This is a genomic window from Pseudomonas sp. HLT2-19-2, from assembly GCF_054898005.1.
The window spans coordinates 2,124,435-2,147,532 of record NZ_CM142712.1 but is presented as its reverse complement, the minus strand read 5'-3'; the positions used below and the strand labels follow the sequence as shown (position 1 = coordinate 2,147,532).

The window sequence follows — 23,098 nt, the reverse complement described above, 5'->3', positions numbered from 1 at the left end:
GACCGGAAAAATTAGCGACTGAGAACAAGTATCAGAAAGGAAGTAAACGAGGGGAGATCGTGTCAGGCGCTGGCGGCCATGGCATGCCGCCGATGATGAACCTCCAACTGATCCTTGATCACCCGCAACACCTTGGCTTCGTGCTCATGGATAAAGAAGTGTCCGCCAGCAAGCATGTCCACCGAAAAACTGCCACGGGTTTCCTTACTCCAGCCGATCAACTGTTCGGTGGTGGCGCGGTCGGCCTTGCCGCCGAGCACATGGATCGGGCACGTGAGCAACGGCCTTTGCTGCGGTTCGAAACGTCCACACAATAGAAAGTCCGCGCGCAGCACTGGCAGCGTCAGGCTCATCAGCTCTTCGTTGGCCAATACTTCTTCGCTGGTGCCGTTGAGGGTGCGCAATTGCTCGATCAATTCGGCATCGGTTTTAGGCTCGGCGAAGCCGCGATCGTAGTCGGCGCGCAGGGTCGGTGCGGCGGTGCCCGAGGCGAACAGCGCCACCGGTTCCAGACAGTCAAGCGAGCGAAACGCATGGGCCATTTCACAGGCCAGCAACGCGCCAAGGCTATGACCGAACAGCGCGTACGGCGTCTTGAGCGTGGCTTTTTGTTCCTGCGCAAGTTGCAGCGCCAAGCGCCGCATGTCGGTGTGCAAGGGTTCGCCAAACCGGGCGCCACGCCCCGGAAGTTCCACGGGTTGCAGCTGGAGCCACTCCGGCAGTTTGCGCCGCCAGCGGCTGTAGACCATGGCGCTCGCGCCCGAATAGGGCAGGCAGAGCAATGTCAGCTGGGTCACCAGGCTTACCTCGAAAGTTGTCTGTATAGAAGAACGGGTGAGCGCCGAGGGGAATTAGTCGAACAGGTAAATCATCATTTCAAGTGGCGGAAGCTTTGGACTGCGGAACCGAGGACCACGGCGCCAGCAACAATCGCCACCCAGAACCCGCTACGCGCCCCGAACGCATCCACCAGCCACCCGGAACTGGCCGCACCAATCGCCACGCCAATGCTCAACCCGGTCACCAGCCAGGTCAGGCCTTCGGTGAGTTTGGCCGGCGGCACGATGCGCTCCACCAACGCCATCGCCACAATCAACGTCGGCGCAAAAAACAGCCCGGCGACGAACACCGCCAGCGACAGCCCGAGAATGTTCGTCGCCAGCAGCAACGGCAACGTGGTCACCGCCGTCGCCACCCCGCCGTAAAGAAACAGTCGCGACAGCGGCAATTTCGAGCGCAATGCCCCGAACGCCAGCCCGGCCAGGCACGAGCCGATGGCATACACCGACAACACAATGCTCGCCGCCGCTGGCTGGCCCTGCTGCTGGGCGAACGCCACGCTGACCACATCCACCACACCGACGATGGTACCCATCGCGACCATCAACAGCACCAGCAACTGAATCTCGCCAGAACGAATGATCGAACCTTGATGATGGTCTTCATGAGGATGAATCGCCGGCTCGGTGTCACGTTGCAGCACAAACGCCGTGACCCCGATCGCCAGCATCAGCAACGCCGCCAACGGCCCGGCTTCGGGGAACGCCACCACGCACAACCCTACCGACAATGGCGGCCCGACAATAAAGCAGACTTCGTCCAGCACCGATTCCAGCGCATAGGCGGTTTGCAATTCTGGCTGGCCGCGATACACCTCGGTCCAGCGCGCCCGCACCATGGCCGACATGCTCGGCATGCAACCGGCCAGCGCTGCGAACAAAAACAACGTCCACTGCGGCGCCTGCAAGCGAGTGCAAAGCAACACCAGCAACAACGCCCCGCCACCGATCAGCGCCGATACCGGCAAGATCCGGCGCTGCCCGAAACGGTCCACCAGCCGCGAAACCTGCGGCGCGCAAAATGCCGTAGCCAGGGCAAACGTCGCCGCCACCGCGCCGGCCAATCCGTAGCCACCCTGCAATTGCGAGAGCATGGTGATCAGGCCGATGCCGGTCATGGAAATCGGCATGCGCGCGATCATGCCGGCCAGTACAAAAGCTCTGCTGCCGGGGGCTTTGAATAGTTCGCGGTAGGGGTTTGCCATGAGGTCAGGTCTCAGCCAGGGCGTGCAAGTTGACATAAGACTGATCGAGGGCAAAGTCCGCATTTGTTTGTTGAATGTGAACGTCGCTCAAACCGTACCGGCGAGTATCGACGCTCAAACCTTGTACAAAAAACTTAGGTCAGCACACCCTCAGGTACTTTAACGAGTCATTGAAAACGGTCTAATAGAAATTTGCAGGAGATAAAAGCCTTGACTATATTTCGATTCATTCAAGTACACGTCTGAATTTCCCTACGTAGTCTGGTCAGTAGTAACGCCCAGTAGCGAAGACACATTGGAGTCTTGCTATGGAAGAGTTACTTGTACTCGTCGACCAACGCGATCGCAAAAAGGGCTGCGCGCCCAAACTGCTGGCCCATCAACACGGTCTTCTGCATCGAGCGTTCTCAATCTTCATTTTCGATAATGCTGGCCGTCTCTTGCTACAACAACGCGCCTTTGGCAAATACCATTCTCAAGGCTTGTGGACCAACACCTGCTGCGGCCATCCCCGGCCCGGTGAGCGGACGGCCTCAGCCGCAAAACGCCGCTTGCAGGAAGAGATGGGGATGACGTGTTCTCTGCTCAAGGTTTCCACCCTGCTCTACCGCGAAGAGGTCTCGAACCAGCTGATCGAGTACGAGTTCGACCACGTGTTCGTCGGTATCAGCCACTGCGACCCCATCGCCAATCCCGAAGAAGCCCATGCATGGCGATGGCTGAAGATTTCGCAAATCCCCGCGTGCATCGCCGCTGCCCCCGAGGCCTTCACGGTCTGGTTCCGTCGAATAGTCGAGACCACCGGACCTGCCGGGATAAGCGCCTGGAAAGAACTCGCAGAAGCGAGTCGCTAGGCCATACCCCTCCCGATCACGAAAAACCCGCGATGAACATCAGCCCGAAGAAAAGGAGAACCCCATGACTCATCAGCCGACCTTACTGGCTAGTGCTCACCCGCGGACGATTGCACCGTTCGTGGTGCGCCGGCTCCGCTGTCCAGCGCCACTGCGAATCGACGAAGCACTCGGAAAGGAGGTCAATGATCGGTTGATGTCATGGGTCAAGGGCATAGGGATCTTTGCCGGCAAGCTCGACAAGATCCGCGATTCGAATTTCGGTCGCTACGCCATGTTGTGTCATACGGATACGGACGATCCTGATCGACTCTTGCTACAGGGCCAGTGCCTCGCTGCGCTGTTCGCGGTCGATGATCATTTTTGCGATGACCGTTCGCTCGGCTGTAGCCCCGAAACGGTCGCATCTCGCCTTTCGTTTGCCATCGCAGCCATGGACCCGGTCTACCTGCCTCGGCCATTCGACACCGAACTCAAGCGCCAACTGAACAGTGACCCGGTTTTGGTGGGGCTGCGCGCTTATATGAAGCGGGTCGAACAGTTCTGCACGCCATCACAAGTCGCCCGGGTTCGCCAGATAAGCATTGCCATGTTTGTGACCATGGCCGCCGAGGGGGCCTGGCGCATCTATGGCACCAAACCGACGATTGCGGAATACCTGGCCAGCAGGCAGGTCAACAGCTTCTGGCCGTGCCTAGTATTGATCGATCCTGTTGGCGGGTACGAGATACCGGCCAACCTGTATTCCCAACCTGAGGTCCATCACATCACCGCACTGGCGTCCCTCGCTACGACGCTGGTCAACGACCTTTACTCTGCTTACAAAGAGCACGTGAACGAGGTGGGGGAATTCAAGCTGCCTTACCTGCTTGCCACCCAGCACAATTGCAACCTACAACAGGCGATCGATCACATTGCCAATATTCACGACGACGTCATGCGCGATTACGAAGCCGCCGAGCACAAACTGCTGACCAACGCATCACCCTTGCTCAAACGCTACCTCACAGGACTGAACGCGTGGATCGCTGGAAACTTGGAATGGCACAAAACTAGCGCGCGATACCACGTTAAATCGATTCCGCAGAATTGTGCCGAGGGCTGATCCGCATCGAGCGCCGACTCGGGAGGGCTCTATCGTGATTTGCATACATCGACCAGGGACGATCTTTTCATTTTTCAACGTGAACTCCCGCCACCGAACGCCAGTCAGCTAGTTAAGCCCTCGACTCAAGGCTTCAACCTTCATGCAGATTTCCCTCGCCCAACAAGTCGCCCTGATCACCGGAGCCAGTTCCGGCATCGGTGCCGGCGCTGCCAAGGCCCTGGCCGCCGCCGGTGCCGCCGTGGTGATCAACTACAATTCCCAGGCCGCCCCCGCCGAGGAGCTGGCCCGGCAGATCAATGGTGAAGGCAGGCGGGCCATCGCCATTGGCGCCGATGTCTCCAAAGAAGCAGACGTCGAACGGTTATTCGCACAAACCCTCGAAGCCTTCGGTTTTCTGGACATTCTGGTCGCCAACTCAGGCCTGCAGAAAGACGCACCGGCCGTGGACATGAGCCTCGACGACTGGAACCAGGTGATCGGCGTCAACCTCACCGGCCAGTTCCTCTGCGCCCGCACCGCCCTGCGAATTTTCAACCAACAAGGCATTCGCGATGGCGTCTCGCGGGCCGCTGGCAAGATCATCCACATGAGTTCGGTGCACCAGCGCATTCCCTGGGCCGGTCGCGTCAATTACGCCGCGTCCAAGGGCGGCGTGGACATGCTGATGCAAACCCTCGCCCAGGAAGTCAGCCACCAGCGGATTCGCATCAACGGCATCGCGCCGGGCGCCATTCGCACGGCGATCAATCGCGCCGCCACCGAAGGCGAGCACGAGCAGGAACTGCTCAAACTCATTCCTTATGGCCGCGTTGGCGATGTCGAGGACATCGCCAACGCAGTGGTCTTCCTCGCCTCCGATGCTTCTGACTACATCGTCGGTACCACCCTGTTCATCGACGGCGGCATGAGCCTTTATCCGGAGTTTCGCGGCAATGGCTGATCATCATCCCGAAACACAAAGCGCTATCGATGCCCATGGCATCATCGGCGACATGCGCAGCGCGGCACTGGTCAACGACAAGGGCAGCGTGGATTTTTTCTGCTGGCCCGAATTCGATAGCCCGTCGATCTTTTGCTCGCTGCTGGACACACCTGAGGCCGGGATTTTCCAACTGTCCCCGGATTTACCCGACGCTCGCCGCGAACAGATTTACCTGCCCGACACCAATGTGCTGCAAACCCGATGGCTCAGCGACCGCGCAGTCGTCGAAGTCACCGACCTGCTGCCCATTGGCGACAGCGAAGATGACACGTCGGTGCTGATGCGCCGGGTTCGCGTGGTCAGTGGCCAAGCAACGTTTCACATGCGCTGCGCCGTGCGTCATGACTACGCTCGCGCCAAGACCCGCGCACGCATGGATGAAAAGGACGTGACCTTCGAGGCCGCCGGTCAGCCGTCCCTGCGCCTGTCTTCGGACCAGGTTTTACGTATCGACGGCCATGCGGCGGTCGCCGAATTTACCCTCGAACAGGACCAGAGCGCCGAGTTCCTGCTCGGCGGCATCGACGATCCGCGCTTCCAGGAAGGCGCCGCAGCGCTGTGCATGGAACGCACGCTGAAGTTCTGGCGCGACTGGATCGGCCAGTCCAACTACCGCGGTCGCTGGCGGGAAATGGTCAATCGTTCGGCCTTGGCGCTGAAGCTGCTGACCTCGCGCAAGCATGGCGCAATCCTCGCTGCCGCGACCTTCGGCCTGCCGGAAACGCCTGGCGGCGAGCGCAACTGGGACTACCGCTACACGTGGATCCGCGACGCCTCGTTCACGGTTTACGCGTTCATGCGCCTGGGATTCGTTCACGAAGCCAACGATTACATGCGCTGGCTACGTGGCAGAGTCAGTGATTGCCACGGAAAATCGATGAAACTCAACATTCTCTACGCCATCGATGGCCGTCAGGAACTGCCGGAATCCGAACTCTCGCACCTGTCCGGCCATGGCGGTGCGACACCGGTGCGCATCGGCAATCAGGCTTACGAACAGGTCCAGCTCGACATCTTCGGCGAGCTGATGGACGCGGTGTACCTGGTCAACAAATACGGCGACGCCATTTCCCATGAAGGCTGGAAACACGCTGTGGAAGTGGTCGATCAAGTCTGCGAAAACTGGGAGCAAAAGGACGTCGGCATCTGGGAAATGCGCGGCGAACAACATCACTTCCTGCACTCGCGACTGATGTGCTGGGTCGCCTTGGACAGGGCCATTCGCCTCGCCTCCAAACGCTCACTGCCCGCCCCGTTCGCCCGCTGGGACCAGACCCGACAGGCGATCTACGCAGACATCTGGGAAAACTTCTGGAACGAAGAACGCGGGCACTTCGTCCAGCACATCGGCGGCACCGCGCTTGATGGCTCAATGCTGCTGATGCCGCTGGTGCGCTTCGTCAGCGCCAAGGACCCGCGCTGGCTCGCGACCCTCGACGCTATCGAAAAAAACCTGGTGCGCGATGGAATGGTTTACCGCTATCGCAATGACGACGCCCGGATCGACGGCCTCGACGGCACCGAAGGCGCGTTCGCCGCGTGCTCGTTCTGGTACGTCGAATGCCTGGCCCGCGCCGGTCAGGTGGAAAAGGCGCATCTGGAATTTGAACAGTTGCTGAGGTATGCCAACCCGCTGGGGTTGTACGCCGAAGAGTTCGACAGCCATGCGCGGCATCTGGGGAATACGCCGCAAGCGCTGACGCATCTGGCGCTGATTAGTGCGGCAAGCTTTCTGGATCGGAAATTGAGTGGGGAGAAGAATTACTGGCAGCCTTAAGACCGAGTCGCCCCCTTGCCACAGGTTTTGTGTAGGCCAAAGCCTTACATTTCATAAACAAAATCCGCATCCCCCTCCCGAAAATCCTTTGTTGCCAGCCGTTACATCCACCCCTACCATCCACCGTCAACGGGTACAGCGGAGCTGTCCAACAAAACCCGAATTCAAGGAACCAGAATGACCCAGCGCATCCACCGCAGCATTGACACCCCACTCAGGTCAGGCCTGAACCGTGATGAATTGTGGGAAGCCCACGACAAAGGCCTGATCAAATGCTGGGAGATCGGCCGCCAACGCGCCGCCCGCTTCCCCGAACTCGCCCAACGATGCCTTGCCGGCGAACTGCCGGTGCTGGGCTGGAAAGGTGGCGTCAGCCGTAGCCTGAAGAAACTCGAAAAATACGGATCCCTCAAATACCTCGCTCAGTGGCAGGGGTTGCGCGGGGAAGATCTGGATATCGATCTGAGTGAAGAACGGGCGTTGACCTGTTCGCGGACAAAAATGGTGGTGACGTTTACGCCAGATCGGTCGAAGTACTTCAATCAGGTGGCGGAAACCGAAGTCTAGGAAATCGGCAAGAACAACCTCTGGAGTGTCGAATGAACACTGAAGCGCGGATCCACTTCACCAAAACCCCGAGTTTGTCTCTCGCCTATGAAGAACACGGTCCCACAACCGGCGACCCCGTCATCCTCCTCCACGGTTTCCCTTACTCCCCGCGCGCCTACGACGAAATCGCCCCAGCCCTCGCCGCAAAGGGCTACCGCGTCATCGTCCCGTACCTACGCGGTTACGGCCTGACCCGTTTCAACAACCCCGACACCCTGCGCTCCGGACAACAAGCCGCTCTCGCCCAGGATTTGCTGGATTTGATGGACGCCCTCGCCATTCAACAAGCCGCCCTGTGCGGCTACGACTGGGGCGGTCGGGCGGCGTGCATCGTGGCGGCGCTATGGCCTGAGCGGGTTCGTTGCCTGGTGACCGGCGACGGTTACAACCTTCAGAATATTCCCCACTCCACCGAACCGCTGGACCCGCAAACCGAGCACCGCCTCTGGTATCAGTACTACTTCCACACGCCACGCGGGGTCGAAGGCCTGACGAAAAATCGCCGAGACTTGTGCGAATTACTCTGGACGTTGTGGTCACCCACCTGGGCCAAAGGCCCTGAGTTGTATCCGTTAAGCGCCCCGGCCTTCGATAATCCGGATTTCGTCGAGGTGGTGATTCACTCTTACCGCCACCGGTTCATGTACGCGCTGGGCGACCCGGCGCTGGAGTGGATCGAAGCAGCGCTGACCCGACAGCCGCCGATCAGCGTCCCGACGATTTCCCTGTGCGGTGCTGACGATGGCGTCGGACCGGCACTGGAAATAGACGAAGACATCGCCCATTTCACCGGGCGTTATGAGCGGCGTGTGCTGGCGGGCGTCGGGCACAACATTCCCGAAGAAGCGCCCGAGGCGACGGTCAGAGCGTTACTGGATCTGCTGGAGGGCTGACGCTGAAACGCTCGCGATAGGCCTGCGGGGTCACGCCCATGGCCCGCAGAAAACTGCGCCGAAGCGTCTCTTCGCTACCGAACCCACATTGCACCGCCAGCCGTTTGATCGGCACGCCGGTGTCGCTGAGCAAACGTCTGGCGGTCTCGACCCGAATCAGTTCGATGGCCCGCGCTGGCGTCTGGCCGGTGTCGGCGCGGTAGTGGCGCACGAAGCTGCGTTCGCTCATGCCCGCCTGCAAGGCCAGGGTCGGGATGCCCAAATCCTTGGTGAGGTTTTCACTGATCCAGGCGTGAAGTTCGTCGAAGCGGTTGCCCTCCTTTTGCAAAGAGAGGGTCACGCTGAACTGCGACTGGCCGCCGGGCCGTTTCAGGAACACCACCAGTTGCCGGGCGACTTCCAGGGCCATCGTGCGGCCAAGATCTTCTTCAACCATCGCCAGCGCAAGGTCGATGCCGGCGGTGACCCCGGCCGAGGTCCAGACCGGGCCGTCATTGATGAAAATAGGATTGGGTTCAACCTGTAACCGCGGATGCTTCTGCGCCAACTGCTCGCAACGCGTCCAGTGAGTGACCACCCGCCGGCCATCGAGCCAGCCGCTGGCTGCCAGCAAAAATGCCCCGGTGCACACCGACGATACCCGCCGACACCCCGCCGCATGTTCACGTACCCAAGCCACCAGCGGTGGGTCTTGCGCCGCGTCGTAAACGCCCCAGCCACCGGCAATGATCAACGTGTCACTGCTCTGCTCAGGCAACGGCTCGGCCAACAGCGCCAGCCCCGCCGAAGACATCACCGCCCCGCCGCCGCTGGCAATCACCGTCGGCGCGTAAGGCGGCGGCAGGCCTTTTTGGTGAGCAATGTCATTGGCCGAGGCAAACACCTGCAACGGCCCGGTGACGTCGAGCAATTGCACATTGGCAAAGGCGAGTACGTGAATGATTTTCGGCATGATTGGCGTAATTCGTGGGGTTATTGGCGTATACGCCAAATCCTACGAGCCTAAAGTAAAGGCGTCTACCCCCACTTCATGAGAAAAATGCCATGACGTTGCAGATCGGTTTTCTGTTGTTTCCACAGCTTCAGCAACTGGACCTCACCGGCCCATACGACGTACTGGCCTCGCTGCCGGACGTGAAGGTGCATTTGGTCTGGAAGGACCTGATGCCAGTCACCGCGAGCACGGGCCTGGTGCTGAAACCGACCACCACGTTCGACGATTGCCCGCCGCTGGATGTGATCTGCATCCCCGGCGGCAGCGGCGTCGGGCCGTTGATGGAGGATGAACAGACACTGGCCTTCATCAAGGCTCAGGCCGCCAGCGCGCGTTACATCACGTCGGTCTGCACCGGCGCGCTGGTGCTCGGCGCGGCGGGTCTGTTGAAAGGAAAACGCGCCACCACTCATTGGGCCTATCACGAACTGTTGGCGCCTTTGGGTGCGATCCCGGTGAAGGATCGAGTGGTGCGCGACGGCAATCTGCTGACCGGTGGCGGGATCACGGCGGGCATCGATTTTGCCCTGACGCTGGCCGCGGAGTTGTTCGATAAGGACACGGCAGAGCTGGCGCAGTTGCAGCTGGAATATGCTCCGGCGCCGCCGTTTGCTTCGGGCAGCCCTGAGACGGCTCCAGTCAGCGTGCTGGAGGAAGCCAGCAAACGTGCTGCCGGATCGTTGAAATTACGCTCGGAAATTACCGAGCGTGTTGCGGCGAAACTTGATCGGGCGTCAGTACGTTGATCCGTTCCTCGGTGCTGCCAGCGCCCGGCTGCATCGAGGACTTTCCATTGCCCACAAAAAAACCCGCCTAAGCGGGTTTCTCAAGACCATTGCGACATCCTGTCAGCAGCCATCCGGGCCTATGGTCGATCATCCATGATCCTGAGTGCATCCTGCGACTCAGTTGATAGATCCAGAATAAACACATCGGTGACGCATCAAAAGACGACATACCAGCGCTCTGGTGTAAGCCATTGACCATTCAGCCATGAAGCCCTCCCCTGTAGCAGTTGCCGCAGGCTGCTACACGGGACTCATCTGCCCGGGGCCTTTCGACAGGCGAAAAAAAACCCGCCGAAGCGGGTTTTCCCAAGACCATGTCGACTCCCTGTCGATAGCGTTCCTTGCTGATGGCCGATCATCCGTGATCCCGAGCACTTCCTGTGCTTCGGTTGATGAGGCTAGATTACGCTTCGGATCCAATGTGCACTAGACGACATAGCTACCATCGCGTGTAAGACATTCGCTATAGCAGCCCTTCCGAAAACCCTTAGACAGCTCAGGGTATAAAGCATAGATGCCGGGTGTTTAGCAGCCTGCAGCTGACCTTCGGCAGCACCAGCGCCAGCGCCCAGCGTTTCAGCCAAGGTTTAAACATGCAACCATCACTCTTCCTGGCGCTCGCGTTCCTAGGCACTGACTTTGAGAAACTCTTCGATGTTGTTCATTTGTTCATCCCAACCGCGGCTGTCCATGCGGAACGCCTTGAGCCGGCGCGACTGAGGAATGTGATCGAAACCGGACTCGGTAACCTTAAGCAACGTGCCTTCATCCATGTCATCGAGCTCGAATTTCACCAGAGTGGTCGGCTCCTGGGAGTAATCGACTTCCGGCTCCACGGCATACGGGTGCCAGCGAAACGAAAACACCCGTTCCGGCTCGACCCGCTCCACCAGCACATTCCACAGCAAGTGCTCATAACCCGGGTACGTAATCTGCCCCTGGGTCCATTCACCGGCGACAAAACGCTTGCCTTCCAGCGCCACGCCAAACCACTGCCCGAAGGCTTCGGCATTGGCCAGCACGCGCCAGACCTGAGAACGCGGCGTTTTAAGCAGGATCTTCCTTTCAATGCGATCTGATGCTGGGTTCATAAGTCACCTCCTGTACTGAACAGTAGGCCTGTAAGACCACAAGACCAACCCTAAAGTTGTATCAATCGGGTATCGCAATCAACCCTGTCCGAAATATTCGGCTGCATTTCTGCCCCTGAGCACCGGTTTGAAGACAAGAGTCAGCGGGCTGAAGCTGGCTGAGCGCTTGGCCCAACCCCACGTCATTGTGCGTGTTGCGACACTGGGTGATGACCCGAAAATGACGCCTCAAGCGCATATCTGGACGTCACATGACATGCCGTGGCTCAACTACGAATCGATCGAAAATCACCCCGAGTGGCAGGCATAGCCAGGCGCAGCGCTACACTGCACCTCAACTTTCCACGTCACAGCGAGAATCCCCATGCAACGACGCTTTCTTCTGGCACTGACGCCTTTGCTGTTCACCACCGCGGCTTATGCCGTGGACTGCGACAACGCCGCCGATCAGGCCACGATGAATCAATGCGCTGCGCAGCAGCACAAGGCGGCGGATCAGGCGTTGAATGCGCTTTACCAGCAGATCAGCGCGCGTTTGAAGAGCAACCCCGAAAGCAGAAAGCTGCTGATTGGGGCGCAGCGTTCGTGGATTGCATTTCGCGATGCCGAGTGCAAGTTCTCGAGCGCCGGGGTGGAAGGCGGGAGTGTGTATCCGGCGATCTACAGCAACTGTGTTACTGAATTGACCAAGGCGCGGGTTGAGACTTTCAAGAATTATTTGAATTGCCAGGAGGGGGATTTGAGTTGCCCGGTGCCCGGGGCTTGATGCTCGATTGTTAGTGAGGTTCGTCAACTCAGGCGCCGCTATTACCGAACAAATATCTGCGCAGTAGTAATAGCCATATCCCCACCCGGCAACTTGACGGTTCGCAGGGATGTCGAGCAAGGTTTGCTCTGGCGTTTGCCGCCGGAAGAGGGAGTGGTCGATTTCGATATTCAACTGCTGTGGAACCGCGAGCAGAAGATGGCTCAGGCAGAAACCGTGTTCCTGGAAAGCTTCCAGCACATGCTCAGTATTCGTGAGCCTGTGCTGTAAAGCCTTGACCGCTTAGACGTGAGGGTCGCCCGGCACTTTGCTCGGTGTAGCGTATTGCGGCTTCAGGTGGCCGTCTTGATCAAGTAACCAGGCATCCATGATCTGCCGCACTACAGGTCCAGCGACTCGACCGCCGGCCTCGCCGTTTTCGATCATCACCGAGATGACAATCTTCGGGTGTTCGGCCGGGGCGAAACCGACGAACAAGGCGTTGTCGCGGTTACGCTCCAGGGTTTTCGCTCGGTTGTAGCGCTCGCCCTGCTTGATCGCCACCACTTGCGCGGTACCACTCTTGCCGGCGATGCGGTATTGAGCCCCCGCCGCTGCCGCCCGGGCAATCCCGCGCGCGTCGTGCATCACCATTTGCATGCCATGGTTGACCTGCTCCCAATCACGCGGGTCTTTCAACAGGATGTTTGGCATCGGGTGCTCATCCACTGGCGCAACACCGTCCACGGTTTTGGCCAGGTGCGGGCGATTCCAGACACCCTTGTTGGCGATCAGCGCAGTAGCCTGGGCGAGCTGCAGCGGTGTGACCTGCATGTAGCCCTGGCCGATGCCGAGGATCACGGTCTCACCCGGGAACCATGCTTGACGGCGCGTGGCGCGCTTCCAGGCTTGCGATGGCATCAGGCCGGCAGACTCTTCGAACATGTCCAGCGAGACTTTCTCGCCGAGGCCGAACATGGCCATGTAATCATGCAGTCGGTCGATGCCCAGCTTGTGGGCCAGGTCGTAGAAGTAGGTGTCGTTGGAGCGCATGATCGCCGCGTCCATGTCTACCCAGCCGTCGCCGCTGTGGTTCCAGTTTCGGTACTTGTGATCGAAGTCAGGCAGTTGGTAGTAACCAGGGTCGAAGACGCGGGTCTGTGGGGTGATGACGCCGGCGTCCAGGCCGGCAATGGCCACTTCCGGCTTGATGGTCGAACCCGGTGCGTAGAGGCCGCGCAGTACGCGGTTGAACAGCGGCCGGTCGATGGAGTCGTGCAGCGCTGCGTATTCCTTGAAGCTGATCCCGGTGACGAACAGGTTCGGGTCGAAGCTTGGCTTGCTGACCATCGCGAGCACTTCGCCGGTCGACGGATCGAGAGCGACCACCGAACCGCGACGGTCGCCCAAGGCTTCCTCGGCGGCTTCCTGCAGCTTGACGTCGAGGCTCAGTACGATGTTTTTACCGGGGATCGGATCGGTGTGCTTAAGCACTCGCAGGACCCGGCCCTGAGCGTTGGTTTCGACTTCTTCGTAACCCACTTGGCCGTGCAACTGCGACTCGTAGAATTTTTCGATGCCAGTCTTGCCGATGGATTGAGTGCCACGGTATTCCACCGTGTCCAGGGCTTTGGATTCTTTCTCGTTGATGCGGCCGACGTAGCCAATCGAATGCGCAAAGTGCGCGCCCATCGGGTAGTGGCGAACGAATTGTGGCTCTACGTCGATCCCCGGCAGACGGAACTCGTTGACCGCCAACACCGCGATTTGTTCTTCGCTGAGTTCGTAGAACAAGGTGACCGGCACGAATGGATGCCGGGCCTGCTTCATTGCCTTGTCGAACAGCGTTCGATCTTCTGTCGGCAAGTGCAGGAGGTTGACCACCTCATCCAGTTCTTCTTTGACATCGCAGGCGCGCTCGCGGGTGATGGTCAGGTTGAAGCTGGGCCGGTTATCCGCCAGAACCACGCCGTTGCGGTCGTAGATCAGCCCGCGGGTTGGGGTGATCGGCAGGACATGGACGCGGTTGTTTTCTGAGATCGTCGAGTGATAGTCGAATTCGACCACTTGCAGGACATACATGCGCACGACCAGCGCGCAGGTAATGGCGACAACGAACAGGGCGCAAGCTATCAGTCTTTTGTTGACCAGGCGCGTCTCTTTTTCGTGGTCCTTGATCGGTATCGGTTGGGGCATTTCTGCAGCAGCTCTTTGACTGTAAAGGGGGGGTGCCGATCCGTAGGCTTGAAATCAGTCCGTTAAAAAACGAGCTGCACCATACCAAAAACCGCGCAGTCACTTTAGTGCGATTTCCTCTAACGGTTATCTTGAAGGCCAAAACGTCGGTCGGTTTTTTTATGACTCGTGCGTTTTGCGTGCTGCCGAAATCTCACTAACGATGCTGCTGGAACCAGGGATAGCCGATCGACTATCCCGTTTTCGTCGCGCCACTTTCCTGCGGACAAAACAAAACCCCTACCTGCATACGCAGATAGGGGTTTCGGAATTTAATCTTGACGATGACCTACTCTCACATGGGGAAACCCCACACTACCATCGGCGATGCATCGTTTCACTGCTGAGTTCGGGATGGGATCAGGTGGTTCCAATGCTCTATGGTCGTCAAGAAATTCGGTAGCCAGGTCGTGGGCCTTTGCAGGTTCACGCTCCAGCGAATGGGTATGCGATAGTTTGGTGTTTTGTGAGTATCTCGAACTTTCGGTTCGTTTCGTCTTCACACACCGCAATCTGGCCTTTCGACGCAAATTGCTTGGGTGTTATATGGTCAAGCCTCACGGGCAATTAGTATTGGTTAGCTCAACGCCTCACAGCGCTTACACACCCAACCTATCAACGTCGTAGTCTTCGACGGCCCTTCAGGGGACTCAAGGTCCCAGTGAGATCTCATCTTGAGGCTAGTTTCCCGCTTAGATGCTTTCAGCGGTTATCTATTCCGAACATAGCTACCCGGCAATGCCACTGGCGTGACAACCGGAACACCAGAGGTTCGTCCACTCCGGTCCTCTCGTACTAGGAGCAGCCCCTCTCAAATCTCAAACGTCCACGGCAGATAGGGACCGAACTGTCTCACGACGTTCTAAACCCAGCTCGCGTACCACTTTAAATGGCGAACAGCCATACCCTTGGGACCGGCTTCAGCCCCAGGATGTGATGAGCCGACATCGAGGTGCCAAACACCGCCGTCGATATGAACTCTTGGGCGGTATCAGCCTGTTATCCCCGGAGTACCTTTTATCCGTTGAGCGATGGCCCTTCCATACAGAACCACCGGATCACTAAGACCTACTTTCGTACCTGCTCGACGTGTCTGTCTCGCAGTCAAGCGCGCTTTTGCCTTTATACTCTACGACCGATTTCCGACCGGTCTGAGCGCACCTTCGTACTCCTCCGTTACTCTTTAGGAGGAGACCGCCCCAGTCAAACTACCCACCATACACTGTCCTCGATCCGGATAACGGACCTGAGTTAGAACCTCAAAGTTGCCAGGGTGGTATTTCAAGGTTGGCTCCACGCGAACTGGCGTCCACGCTTCAAAGCCTCCCACCTATCCTACACAAGCAAATTCAAAGTCCAGTGCAAAGCTATAGTAAAGGTTCACGGGGTCTTTCCGTCTAGCCGCGGATACACTGCATCTTCACAGCGATTTCAATTTCACTGAGTCTCGGGTGGAGACAGCGCCGCCATCGTTACGCCATTCGTGCAGGTCGGAACTTACCCGACAAGGAATTTCGCTACCTTAGGACCGTTATAGTTACGGCCGCCGTTTACCGGGGCTTCGATCAAGAGCTTCGCGTTAGCTAACCCCATCAATTAACCTTCCGGCACCGGGCAGGCGTCACACCCTATACGTCCACTTTCGTGTTTGCAGAGTGCTGTGTTTTTAATAAACAGTCGCAGCGGCCTGGTATCTTCGACCGGCATGGGCTTACGCAGTAAATGCTTCACCCTCACCGGCGCACCTTCTCCCGAAGTTACGGTGCCATTTTGCCTAGTTCCTTCACCCGAGTTCTCTCAAGCGCCTTGGTATTCTCTACCCAACCACCTGTGTCGGTTTGGGGTACGGTTCCTGGTTACCTGAAGCTTAGAAGCTTTTCTTGGAAGCATGGCATCAACCACTTCGTCACCCAAAGGGTAACTCGTCATCAGCTCTCGGCCTTAGACTCCCGGATTTACCTAAGAGTCCAGCCTACCACCTTAAACTTGGACAACCAACGCCAAGCTGGCCTAGCCTTCTCCGTCCCTCCATCGCAATAACCAGAAGTACAGGAATATTAACCTGTTTTCCATCGACTACGCTTTTCAGCCTCGCCTTAGGGACCGACTAACCCTGCGTCGATTAACGTTGCGCAGGAAACCTTGGTCTTTCGGCGTGGGTGTTTTTCACACCCATTGTCGTTACTCATGTCAGCATTCGCACTTCTGATACCTCCAGCAAGCTTCTCAACTCACCTTCACAGGCTTACAGAACGCTCCTCTACCGCATCACCTAAGTGATACCCGTAGCTTCGGTGTATGGTTTGAGCCCCGTTACATCTTCCGCGCAGGCCGACTCGACTAGTGAGCTATTACGCTTTCTTTAAAGGGTGGCTGCTTCTAAGCCAACCTCCTAGCTGTCTAAGCCTTCCCACATCGTTTCCCACTTAACCATAACTTTGGGACCTTAGCTGACGGTCTGGGTTGTTTCCCTTTTCACGACGGACGTTAGCACCCGCCGTGTGTCTCCCATGCTCGGCACTTGTAGGTATTCGGAGTTTGCATCGGTTTGGTAAGTCGGGATGACCCCCTAGCCGAAACAGTGCTCTACCCCCTACAGTGATACATGAGGCGCTACCTAAATAGCTTTCGAGGAGAACCAGCTATCTCCGAGCTTGATTAGCCTTTCACTCCGATCCACAGGTCATCCGCTAACTTTTCAACGGTAGTCGGTTCGGTCCTCCAGTTAGTGTTACCCAACCTTCAACCTGCCCATGGATAGATCGCCCGGTTTCGGGTCTATTCCCAGCGACTAGACGCCCTATTAAGACTCGCTTTCGCTACGCCTCCCCTATTCGGTTAAGCTCGCCACTGAAAATAAGTCGCTGACCCATTATACAAAAGGTACGCAGTCACCCAACAAAGTGGGCTCCCACTGCTTGTACGCATACGGTTTCAGGATCTATTTCACTCCCCTCTCCGGGGTTCTTTTCGCCTTTCCCTCACGGTACTAGTTCACTATCGGTCAGTCAGTAGTATTTAGCCTTGGAGGATGGTCCCCCCATATTCAGACAAAGTTTCTCGTGCTCCGTCCTACTCGATTTCATGACTAAGAGATTTTCGCGTACAGGGCTATCACCCACTATGGCCGTACTTTCCAGAACGTTCCGCTAATCTCAAAGCCACTTAAGGGCTAGTCCCCGTTCGCTCGCCACTACTAAGGGAATCTCGGTTGATTTCTTTTCCTCAGGGTACTTAGATGTTTCAGTTCCCCTGGTTCGCCTCTTAAGCCTATGTATTCAGCTTAAGATAACCATCTTATGATGGCTGGGTTCCCCCATTCAGACATCTCCGGATCAAAGTCTGTTTGCCGACTCCCCGAAGCTTTTCGCAGGCTACCACGTCTTTCATCGCCTCTGACTGCCAAGGCATCCACCGTATGCGCTTCTTCACTTGACCATATAACCCCAAGCAATCTGGTTATACTGTGAAGACGACATTCGCCGAAAATTCGATTCTTGCTCATAAAGAGCAACTCACAAATTTTACCTTAGCCTGATCCGTTACCAGTGAAAGTAACGCCCAGTCTATCTTTCTATCACATACCCAAATTTTTAAAGAACGATCTAATCAAAGACTAGAAATCAACATTCATCACCGTCTTGGTGGAATGCTCATTTCTAAGCTTTCAACAAACAGAAGCAGTTAGTGGTGGAGCCAAACGGGATCGAACCGTTGACCTCCTGCGTGCAAGGCAGGCGCTCTCCCAGCTGAGCTATGGCCCCGTATTTCTACAGGCGTTTCCCACACAAAATTGGTGGGTCTGGGCAGATTCGAACTGCCGACCTCACCCTTATCAGGGGTGCGCTCTAACCAACTGAGCTACAGACCCAATTTCGAGCTATAAGGCCGACCTCACCCTGCTCTCTACCACAAAGCATGGGGTGCGCTCTAACCAACCAAGCTACAACCCCTCAGGGCTGCTTCTTATCGTCTTCTTCAATGAATCAAGCAATTCGTGTGGGAGCTTATGGAGCAGCTGATGTCGTCGATTAAGGAGGTGATCCAGCCGCAGGTTCCCCTACGGCTACCTTGTTACGACTTCACCCCAGTCATGAATCACACCGTGGTAACCGTCCTCCCGAAGGTTAGACTAGCTACTTCTGGTGCAACCCACTCCCATGGTGTGACGGGCGGTGTGTACAAGGCCCGGGAACGTATTCACCGCGACATTCTGATTCGCGATTACTAGCGATTCCGACTTCACGCAGTCGAGTTGCAGACTGCGATCCGGACTACGATCGGTTTTCTGGGATTAGCTCCACCTCGCGGCTTGGCAACCCTCTGTACCGACCATTGTAGCACGTGTGTAGCCCAGGCCGTAAGGGCCATGATGACTTGACGTCATCCCCACCTTCCTCCGGTTTGTCACCGGCAGTCTCCTTAGAGTGCCCACCATGACGTGCTGGTAACTAAGGACAAGGGTTGCGCTCGTTACGGGACTTAACCCAACATCTCACGACACGAGCTGACGACAGCCATGCAGCACCTGTCTCAATGTTCCCGAAGGCACTCCGCTATCTCTAGCAGATTCATTGGATGTCAAGGCCTGGTAAGGTTCTTCGCGTTGCTTCGAATTAAACCACATGCTCCACCGCTTGTGCGGGCCCCCGTCAATTCATTTGAGTTTTAACCTTGCGGCCGTACTCCCCAGGCGGTCAACTTAATGCGTTAGCTGCGCCACTAAGAGCTCAAGGCTCCCAACGGCTAGTTGACATCGTTTACGGCGTGGACTACCAGGGTATCTAATCCTGTTTGCTCCCCACGCTTTCGCACCTCAGTGTCAGTATCAGTCCAGGTGGTCGCCTTCGCCACTGGTGTTCCTTCCTATATCTACGCATTTCACCGCTACACAGGAAATTCCACCACCCTCTACCATACTCTAGCTCGACAGTTTTGAATGCAGTTCCCAGGTTGAGCCCGGGGATTTCACATCCAACTTAACGAACCACCTACGCGCGCTTTACGCCCAGTAATTCCGATTAACGCTTGCACCCTCTGTATTACCGCGGCTGCTGGCACAGAGTTAGCCGGTGCTTATTCTGTCGGTAACGTCAAAACACTTACGTATTAGGTAAATGCCCTTCCTCCCAACTTAAAGTGCTTTACAATCCGAAGACCTTCTTCACACACGCGGCATGGCTGGATCAGGCTTTCGCCCATTGTCCAATATTCCCCACTGCTGCCTCCCGTAGGAGTCTGGACCGTGTCTCAGTTCCAGTGTGACTGATCATCCTCTCAGACCAGTTACGGATCGTCGCCTTGGTGAGCCATTACCTCACCAACTAGCTAATCCGACCTAGGCTCATCTGATAGCGCAAGGCCCGAAGGTCCCCTGCTTTCTCCCGTAGGACGTATGCGGTATTAGCGTCCGTTTCCGAGCGTTATCCCCCACTACCAGGCAGATTCCTAGGCATTACTCACCCGTCCGCCGCTCGCCACCAGGTACAAGTACCCGTGCTGCCGCTCGACTTGCATGTGTTAGGCCTGCCGCCAGCGTTCAATCTGAGCCATGATCAAACTCTTCAGTTCAAACATCTTTGGGTTTTTAAGAAACCCTAAACTTGGCTCAGCAATCGTTGGTTACATCTTTGATTTCTCGCGGAGTAACTTGTGATGCTGATAATCTTGTTGACTATCAGTCTGACTCCACAAGCACCCACACGAATTGCTTGATTCAGTTGTTAAAGAGCGGTTGGTTAAGATCTTTCGTCTCAACCGAGGCGCGCATTCTACAGCAGCCTCTGTTGCTGTCAAGCGGTTATTTTCAGAAGTTTTCAAAGTTTCCTTTGTAACTTCAACCACTTGCGCTTTCGATCTCTCGTCAGCGGGAGGCGAATTCTACAGCGTTACTCGCTGCTGTCAACACCTCTTTTACGACGCTTTCGACCGAGAAGATCGAACCGTTAAAAGAGCCAAACAACCCCGCTCTTTCAACTCCTTCTGGGCTTCGATGACCTGAAGCAACTCGCTGTCGAAAACTACGTAACTCATTGTTTACCAAGGAGTTTTCAGTTTCGACTGCGCCGGAAGTGGGGCGAATTATAGACTTCCAGTATCTGCCGTCAACCCTTAATTGCGCTTTTCTATAAGGATGTTCAAAATCGCTGCTATATATAGAAGTGCCTGCAATGAATGCGCAGTATATTGCCCAACAACGCTCTCGCTTTCTACTTCGGACGATGCCTCGCAATGAAAGACCAGCCCCGCAGCTTTGCCTCGACTCTGTTTTCGGTTGGCCTGCTATTGATAGCCATGGCATCAATCCAGTCGGGAGCCTCCCTTGCTAAAAGTATGTTCCCCGTTATCGGCGCGCAAGGGACCACCACCCTGCGCCTGATCTTCGCCAGCGTGATCATGATGCTGATACTGCGTCCCTGGCGAGCGAAGCTCACCGCAAAATCCCTGCGCACCGTCATCGTCTTTGGGATGGCGTTAGGCGGCATGAACTTCCTCTTCTATATGTCGTTGCAAACCGTCCCCCTGGGGATCGCGGTTGCACTGGAATTCACTGGCCCACTGGCGGTAGCTATCTTTGCGTCACGTCGCGCGATCGACTTTTTGTGGATCGCCTTGGCCGCCATCGGTTTGCTGCTGTTAATACCTACGGGAGAAACGACGGCGGGAATCGATCTGTTAGGCGCCGGTTATGCATTGGGCGCGGGTGTCTGCTGGGCGCTGTACATTCTGTTCGGCCAGAAGGCCGGCGCCGACAATGGCGTACAGACTGCGGCACTGGGGGTGATGATTGCGGCACTTTTTGTAGCCCCTATCGGCATCGTCCACGCTGGCGCCGCGCTACTCACTCCCTCACTGATCCCCGTGGCAATCGCTGTCGCCATTCTGTCCACCGCCGTGCCCTACACGCTGGAGATGATCGCCCTCACCCGAATCCCAACCCGGACCTTCGGCACGTTGATGAGCATTGAACCTGCGATCGGCGCACTGTCAGGCCTGTTGTTTCTCCATGAGTACCTCTCACTGTCACAATGGATGGCCATCATGTGCATCATTCTGGCTTCCATAGGCGCGACCATGACGATGGGGAGTGCGGCCAAGCCTGCAGTCGCTGCAGATTGAGACAGGATTTGACGAGGGTCTGGTATTTGCCGCGCAATTAGGCCATGTTTAGACACGTAACCCAGTGTCAGACATGGATTTTTTCAGATAGGGATATCAGAACGCTTCAAGCGAACGCGAATGCAGCCAGACCCGGGCGCAAAGATCCGGGACGCTATAAGGACAGCAATGAAACGAATTTTGATACTGATCGCCGTACTTGCGGTTGCGGGCTGCGCGGCGACATCGAAAACCCAGGTAAAACACGGTAAGAAAGGGCTGCATATCAACTGTTCCGGACTCTCGTCATCCTGGGACAAGTGCTACACCAGCGCTGCCAACTCGTGCGCACCCAAAGGTTACAAGGTCATCGCCAAGTCGGGGGACGGCGTGGAGGAACCAGGCGATTACCCGTTCGGCCTCAACCCTGCCGGCTATACCAGCCGCAGCATGATTGTCATCTGCAAATAGGTTGATACCGTTTTGTCAGGTTCGTGGACCTGCAATCTGGCGGCCAATCTCATCGTAACTGGACTTCAGCACCGCGCGCTGAATGTCTGGAGTGGCCAGCATCCGCGCCACGACCAACGCACCAATACATTGCGACAGAATCGCCCATGCCAGGCTGTCGCTTTCCAGAACTCGCGCCCAACTCTCCTGAAGCCGACAAATCCAGTTCTCCGCCTGCTGACGAATCATCACGTCTGAGCGGGCAATCTCAGCCCCCAATGCCGGCAAAGCACAACCGGATTCCGGGTGCCCGACATGGGCCATGCTCAGGTAGTGTTTCAGGCAGCGCTCGAGCTTGTCACGATTCTGGTCCGCCCCTAAACGCTCTAGGCTTTGGCACAGCTCACGCTCGACGATTGAGGCGAACAGTTCATCCTTTGAAGAAAAGTGACTGTAGAAAGCCCCGCCACTCAAGCCGATCGCCTTCATCAAACCGTCGACACCCACCGTTGAAAAACCTGACTTCTTGGCCGACACCGCACTGCTTTCAATCAGTTTCTCTTTGGTTTCCAGTTTGTGATTGGCCGAGTAACGCATTGCCTTGCCCTCAGGATTGATCGCCTTGACGCTTGCCGAATCGTAGCATAACGTTCGTTTAGTTAACGATCGTTTAGCAAAGGGATCTACCCATGAATAACAAGAAGGTCGTACTGGTTGTAGGCGCAGGGGATGCCACAGGCGGCGCCATTGCAAAACGCTTTGCGCAGGAAGGATTTGTGGCTTGTGTCACCCGCCGCAGCGCGGACAAACTCCAGCCGCTGGTGGATGCCATCAACGCCGATGGCGGTGAAGCCCTTGGTTTTGCCTGTGATGCGCGCAAGGAAGAGGATGTGATTGCGTTGGTTGAGCAGATCGAAAGCCAGATTGGCCCAATCGAAGCGTTCGTTTTCAACATTGGCGCCAATGTGCCTTGCAGCATTCTCGAAGAAACCGCGCGCAAATATTTCAAGATCTGGGAAATGGCCTGCTTCTCAGGTTTTCTCAACGCTCGTGAAGTGGCCAAGCGCATGGCCAAGCGTCAACGCGGCACTATCTTGTTCACCGGTGCCACCGCAGGCATGCGTGGAGCAGCAGGGTTTGCGGCTTTTGCCGGCGCCAAGCACGGGATTCGCGCCCTGGCGCAAAGCATGGCTCGAGAACTGGGGCCAATGAACATTCACGTCGCCCACGTCGTAGTCGACGGTGCCATCGATACCGATTTTATCCGCGAGAGTTTCCCCGAGAAGTACGCGACCAAGGATCAGGACGGCATTCTCAATCCTGAGCACATCGCCGAGAACTATTGGTACCTGCACAGCCAGCCCCGTGACGCATGGACCTTCGAGCTGGACCTGCGTCCCTGGAGCGAACGCTGGTAACCCCCCCTAAAA

General features: G+C 56.8%; 17 protein-coding genes, 2 tRNA genes, 3 rRNA genes and 2 pseudogenes. 13 read left to right on the top strand and 11 right to left on the bottom strand.

What is annotated here, in order from left to right; all coding sequences use genetic code 11:
* Positions 1-62: 62 nt before the first annotated feature.
* Both ACYZTU_RS09970 and ACYZTU_RS09965 read right to left on the bottom strand, forming a co-directional pair.
* Positions 63-797 carry a thioesterase II family protein gene (locus ACYZTU_RS09970; RefSeq protein WP_461969797.1) on the bottom strand — a complete coding sequence of 245 codons (735 nt, stop codon included), beginning with the start codon at positions 795-797 and terminating at the stop codon, positions 63-65.
* Between the two features lie 74 nt (positions 798-871).
* A complete protein-coding gene (locus ACYZTU_RS09965; RefSeq protein WP_461969795.1) occupies positions 872-2,044 on the bottom strand; it encodes an MFS transporter in 1,173 nt (390 codons plus the stop codon).
* Positions 2,045-2,352: 308 nt separating this feature from the next.
* On the opposite strand from ACYZTU_RS09965, the gene idi reads away from it, so the two are divergent.
* From idi to ACYZTU_RS09935, 6 genes are all read left to right on the top strand, one after another.
* Positions 2,353-2,898: an isopentenyl-diphosphate Delta-isomerase gene (gene idi / locus ACYZTU_RS09960; RefSeq protein WP_461969793.1), complete on the top strand. Its 546-nt coding sequence runs from the start codon at positions 2,353-2,355 to the stop codon at positions 2,896-2,898.
* Between the two features lie 64 nt (positions 2,899-2,962).
* On the top strand, positions 2,963-4,003 hold the full coding sequence (locus tag ACYZTU_RS09955; protein ID WP_461969791.1) for a terpene synthase family protein: 1,041 nt from the start codon (positions 2,963-2,965) through the stop codon (positions 4,001-4,003).
* Between the two features lie 142 nt (positions 4,004-4,145).
* On the top strand, positions 4,146-4,946 hold the full coding sequence (locus ACYZTU_RS09950) for a glucose 1-dehydrogenase (protein WP_461969789.1): 801 nt from the start codon (positions 4,146-4,148) through the stop codon (positions 4,944-4,946).
* On the top strand, positions 4,939-6,765 hold the full coding sequence (locus tag ACYZTU_RS09945) for a glycoside hydrolase family 15 protein (RefSeq protein ID WP_461969788.1): 1,827 nt from the start codon (positions 4,939-4,941) through the stop codon (positions 6,763-6,765). Before ACYZTU_RS09950 ends, ACYZTU_RS09945 begins: the two co-directional genes overlap by 8 nt.
* A 177-nt stretch (positions 6,766-6,942) precedes the next feature.
* Positions 6,943-7,332 carry a hypothetical protein gene (locus ACYZTU_RS09940; protein WP_461969786.1) on the top strand — a complete coding sequence of 130 codons (390 nt, stop codon included), beginning with the start codon at positions 6,943-6,945 and terminating at the stop codon, positions 7,330-7,332.
* Positions 7,333-7,364: 32 nt separating this feature from the next.
* A complete protein-coding gene (locus ACYZTU_RS09935) occupies positions 7,365-8,267 on the top strand; it encodes an alpha/beta fold hydrolase (RefSeq protein ID WP_461969784.1) in 903 nt (300 codons plus the stop codon).
* On the opposite strand, the gene ACYZTU_RS09930 is transcribed toward ACYZTU_RS09935, so the two are convergent.
* Positions 8,236-9,219 (bottom strand): GlxA family transcriptional regulator, encoded by a 984-nt coding sequence (locus tag ACYZTU_RS09930; protein ID WP_461969782.1) that lies wholly within the window; start codon positions 9,217-9,219, stop codon positions 8,236-8,238. The genes ACYZTU_RS09935 and ACYZTU_RS09930 overlap by 32 nt on opposite strands.
* Before the next feature lie 92 nt (positions 9,220-9,311).
* On the opposite strand from ACYZTU_RS09930, the gene inhA reads away from it, so the two are divergent.
* Entirely contained in the window at positions 9,312-10,007 is a 696-nt protein-coding gene (gene inhA / locus ACYZTU_RS09925) for an isonitrile hydratase (protein WP_461969780.1), read from the top strand.
* A gap of 668 nt (positions 10,008-10,675) precedes the next feature.
* On the opposite strand, the gene ACYZTU_RS09920 is transcribed toward inhA, so the two are convergent.
* Complete coding sequence (locus tag ACYZTU_RS09920; protein WP_461969778.1) at positions 10,676-11,140, bottom strand: SRPBCC family protein; 465 nt, start codon at positions 11,138-11,140, stop codon at positions 10,676-10,678.
* 154 nt (positions 11,141-11,294) lie between these two features.
* On the opposite strand from ACYZTU_RS09920, the pseudogene ACYZTU_RS09915 reads away from it, so the two are divergent.
* The 3 genes and pseudogenes from ACYZTU_RS09915 to ACYZTU_RS09905 form a co-directional block, all read left to right on the top strand.
* Positions 11,295-11,450, top strand: a pseudogene (locus ACYZTU_RS09915) (GFA family protein); the annotation flags it as partial.
* A gap of 54 nt (positions 11,451-11,504) precedes the next feature.
* Complete coding sequence (locus tag ACYZTU_RS09910) at positions 11,505-11,906, top strand: lysozyme inhibitor LprI family protein (RefSeq protein WP_461969776.1); 402 nt, start codon at positions 11,505-11,507, stop codon at positions 11,904-11,906.
* 99 nt (positions 11,907-12,005) lie between these two features.
* Positions 12,006-12,176, top strand: a pseudogene (locus ACYZTU_RS09905) (LysR family transcriptional regulator); the annotation flags it as partial.
* A gap of 12 nt (positions 12,177-12,188) precedes the next feature.
* Here the strand turns inward: ACYZTU_RS09905 and mrdA are convergent.
* The 6 genes from mrdA to ACYZTU_RS09875 all read right to left on the bottom strand — a co-directional run bounded on the left by mrdA (position 12,189) and on the right by ACYZTU_RS09875 (position 19,691).
* On the bottom strand, positions 12,189-14,081 hold the full coding sequence (gene mrdA, locus ACYZTU_RS09900) for a penicillin-binding protein 2 (protein ID WP_461969774.1): 1,893 nt from the start codon (positions 14,079-14,081) through the stop codon (positions 12,189-12,191).
* Positions 14,082-14,396: 315 nt separating this feature from the next.
* Positions 14,397-14,512 (bottom strand): 5S ribosomal RNA (gene rrf / locus ACYZTU_RS09895).
* Between the two features lie 154 nt (positions 14,513-14,666).
* Positions 14,667-17,558: ribosomal RNA gene (locus ACYZTU_RS09890) — 23S ribosomal RNA — on the bottom strand.
* A gap of 250 nt (positions 17,559-17,808) precedes the next feature.
* Positions 17,809-17,884, bottom strand: a tRNA-Ala gene (locus ACYZTU_RS09885).
* Between the two features lie 30 nt (positions 17,885-17,914).
* Positions 17,915-17,991 (bottom strand) — tRNA-Ile (locus ACYZTU_RS09880).
* Positions 17,992-18,152: 161 nt separating this feature from the next.
* Positions 18,153-19,691: ribosomal RNA gene (locus ACYZTU_RS09875) — 16S ribosomal RNA — on the bottom strand.
* Together the 16S, 23S and 5S rRNA genes with 2 tRNA genes alongside form the textbook arrangement of a ribosomal RNA operon.
* Positions 19,692-20,351: 660 nt before the next feature.
* On the opposite strand from ACYZTU_RS09875, the gene rhtA reads away from it, so the two are divergent.
* Together rhtA and ACYZTU_RS09865 are read left to right on the top strand one after the other, a co-directional pair.
* Positions 20,352-21,239, top strand: coding sequence for a threonine/homoserine exporter RhtA (gene rhtA / locus ACYZTU_RS09870; protein WP_461969772.1), 888 nt, complete (start codon positions 20,352-20,354; stop codon positions 21,237-21,239).
* A 168-nt stretch (positions 21,240-21,407) separates the two neighbouring features.
* The gene (locus tag ACYZTU_RS09865; protein ID WP_461969770.1) at positions 21,408-21,689 is read left to right on the top strand and encodes a hypothetical protein; all 282 of its coding nucleotides are present in this window, start codon (positions 21,408-21,410) and stop codon (positions 21,687-21,689) included.
* 15 nt (positions 21,690-21,704) lie between these two features.
* On the opposite strand, the gene ACYZTU_RS09860 is transcribed toward ACYZTU_RS09865, so the two are convergent.
* The gene (locus ACYZTU_RS09860) at positions 21,705-22,265 is read right to left on the bottom strand and encodes a TetR/AcrR family transcriptional regulator (RefSeq protein WP_461969768.1); all 561 of its coding nucleotides are present in this window, start codon (positions 22,263-22,265) and stop codon (positions 21,705-21,707) included.
* Between the two features lie 92 nt (positions 22,266-22,357).
* On the opposite strand from ACYZTU_RS09860, the gene ACYZTU_RS09855 reads away from it, so the two are divergent.
* The gene (locus ACYZTU_RS09855; protein WP_461969766.1) at positions 22,358-23,086 is read left to right on the top strand and encodes an SDR family oxidoreductase; all 729 of its coding nucleotides are present in this window, start codon (positions 22,358-22,360) and stop codon (positions 23,084-23,086) included.
* Positions 23,087-23,098 lie beyond the last annotated feature (12 nt).